Source organism: Chitinimonas sp. BJB300, assembly GCF_002735695.1.
GTDB lineage: Bacteria > Pseudomonadota > Gammaproteobacteria > Burkholderiales > Chitinimonadaceae > Chitinimonas.
In genome coordinates this window covers 1-2,998 of the sequence record NZ_PDZH01000241.1, presented here as the reverse complement: position 1 = coordinate 2,998, position 2,998 = coordinate 1, and the positions used below count along the sequence as shown (strand labels likewise).

The window sequence follows — 2,998 nt, the reverse complement described above, 5'->3', positions numbered from 1 at the left end:
CATCTCACACCACGCTTCTTGGCGAATCTGAACGGCGATGGCCGGGCTGACCTGATCGGCTTGGGCCGGGACGGGGTGTATGTCGCCCGCAGCACGAACTTGGCTTTGGCCATGTTGCGTCCGCACCAGGCGCAAAGTGATGTCATCACCCAATACCGTTATGACAAGTTGGGCCGCAAGCTCACCGAGACCATCGACCCAAGCGGCCTGAAGCAGGCTTCGCGCTTTGAGTACGATGCGCAAGGCCGTATCAAAACCCACTGGGACGCCAACCATACCGCCACGGCGTACACGTATGATGCGATGGGCCGCAAGCTCACCGAAACGGTCGACCCAACGGGCCTGAAGCTCACCAAGCGCTTCGAGTACGACGCTCAGGGCAATGTGGCGACCCAATGGGATGCCAACGGCAACGCCACCCGCTTTGCCTATGACGCGGCCGGCCGTCAGACCTTCAGCAGCGACCCCCATGGCGTGGTGACCGAGCAGCGCTATAACAGCCTGGGCCAAGTCGCGGAAACGATTCGCTACGCCAAGCCGGTCGACAGCAGCCGGCCTTTGGCTGAGGTGGTCAAGCAATCGTTGGCCAGTACTGGTGACCTGCGGACCCAGTACACCTATGATGCGATGGGCCGGCGGATCAGCGAGACGGTCGATCCCAGTGGGTTGAAACTCACCAAGCGGTTTGAGTACGATGCGCAAGGCCGTATCAAAACCCAGTGGGATGCCAACGGCAACGCCACCCACTTTGCCTATGACGCGGCCGGCCGTCAGACCTTCAGCAGCGACCCCCATGGCGTGGTGACCGAGCAGCGCTATAACAGCCTGGGCCAAGTCGCGGAAACGATTCGCTACGCCAAGCCGGTCGACAGCAGCCGGCCTTTGGCTGAGGTGGTCAAGCAATCGTTGGCCAGTACTGGTGACCTGCGGACCCAGTACACCTATGATGCGATGGGCCGGCGGATCAGCGAGACGGTCGATCCCAGTGGGTTGAAACTCACCAAGCGGTTTGAGTACGATGCGCAAGGCCGTATCAAAACCCAGTGGGATGCCAACCATACCGCTACGGCGTACACGTATGACGCTGCGGGCCGCAAGCTCAGCGAGACGGTCGACCCCACCGGGCTAAAACTGACCACGCGGTTCGACTACGACGCCCTAGGCAATGTGGTGGCGAAGGCTGATGCCAACGGCAACATCACCCATTACACCTACGATGCCGCAGGCCGTGTCCGCTATGTGATTGACCCTGTCGGCAATGTGACCGAGTCGCTGTATGACGCCGCCGGGCGTGTTACCCAGCAAGTACAATATGCCACGCCACTGCAATCCATGGGCAGTACCGGCTCCGGCAGCCGGGGCGTGGGCTCAAACCTGTTGACCAACCCGCTGTTTGCCAATCAGGCGGGCAGCGCCCCGCCAGCAGGGTGGACCTATTGGGCGTATGGTTCAGGTGCCAATGTCGGCGTGAACATTGGGGTGGACTTAACCCTTCAACAGCCTCTGCCCGGTGAGAATACGGTTTACCTGCATCAGCCAGAGCGTGGGGTTGGGGGAGCCCATCAGCACCTGGCACAATCGATCCCGATTACGGCAGGTCGCAACTATGCGTTCTCGGTCTACACCGGTGCCCATCGTGCGGATGCCTCAGTCCATATCGTCTGGCGTGATGCGCAGAACAATCCGCTCGGCAATACGGTGGAAGATGCCTTACACCGGAACAGTAGCTACGAGCGGGTTGGTGGTCGCAGCCTGGCGGGTTACAAGCGCATTTGGGCACAAGGAATTGCGCCCGCTGGCGCGGTAAAAGCCGATGTAATGCTACGCAAAGGCAATACCGTAGAAGGGGCCGCCGACTCCTGGCTGTTTGCGGTACGCGCGCAGTTTGAAGAGCTGGCCGCCAATGCCACGGCCCCCAGTGAGTGGAAGCCGATCATGGCGACCAGTCCGCAGGATAAGCGGACTGATTACACTTACGATGCGCTGGGCCGCAAGCTCAGCGAGACGGTCGACCCCACCGGGCTAAAACTGACCACGCGGTTCGACTACGACGCCCTAGGCAATGTGGTGGCGAAGGCTGATGCCAACGGCAACATCACCCATTACACCTACGATGCCGCAGGCCGTGTCCGCTATGTGATTGACCCTGTCGGCAATGTGACCGAGTCGCTGTATGACGCCGCCGGGCGTGTTACCCAGCAAGTACAATATGCCACGCCACTGCAATCCATGGGCAGTACCGGCTCCGGCAGCCGGGGCGTGGGCTCAAACCTGTTGACCAACCCGCTGTTTGCCAATCAGGCGGGCAGCGCCCCGCCAGCAGGGTGGACCTATTGGGCGTATGGTTCAGGTGCCAATGTCGGCGTGAACATTGGGGTGGACTTAACCCTTCAACAGCCTCTGCCCGGTGAGAATACGGTTTACCTGCATCAGCCAGAGCGTGGGGTTGGGGGAGCCCATCAGCACCTGGCACAATCGATCCCGATTACGGCAGGTCGCAACTATGCGTTCTCGGTCTACACCGGTGCCCATCGTGCGGATGCCTCAGTCCATATCGTCTGGCGTGATGCGCAGAACAATCCGCTCGGCAATACGGTGGAAGATGCCTTACACCGGAACAGTAGCTACGAGCGGGTTGGTGGTCGCAGCCTGGCGGGTTACAAGCGCATTTGGGCACAAGGAATTGCGCCCGCTGGCGCGGTAAAAGCCGATGTAATGCTACGCAAAGGCAATACCGTAGAAGGGGCCGCCGACTCCTGGCTGTTTGCGGTACGCGCGCAGTTTGAAGAGCTGGCCGCCAATGCCACGGCCCCCAGTGAGTGGAAGCCGATCATGGCGACCAGTCCGCAGGATAAGCGGACTGATTACACTTACGATGCGATGGGCCGCAAGCTCACCGAAACGACCGACGCCATCGACATCCGCACCAACCCCGATGCCCCTACGCAGCGCGTGCAGCTGGTCACCCGGTTTGAATATGACAGCCAGGGCAACCTGA

1 protein-coding gene is annotated in these 2,998 nt (G+C 60.8%); it reads left to right on the top strand.

The annotated features are described in order from the left end of the window. On the top strand, positions 1 to 2,998 hold a 2,998-nt coding region (locus tag CSQ89_RS20730), incomplete at both ends, for an RHS repeat domain-containing protein (protein WP_143747121.1).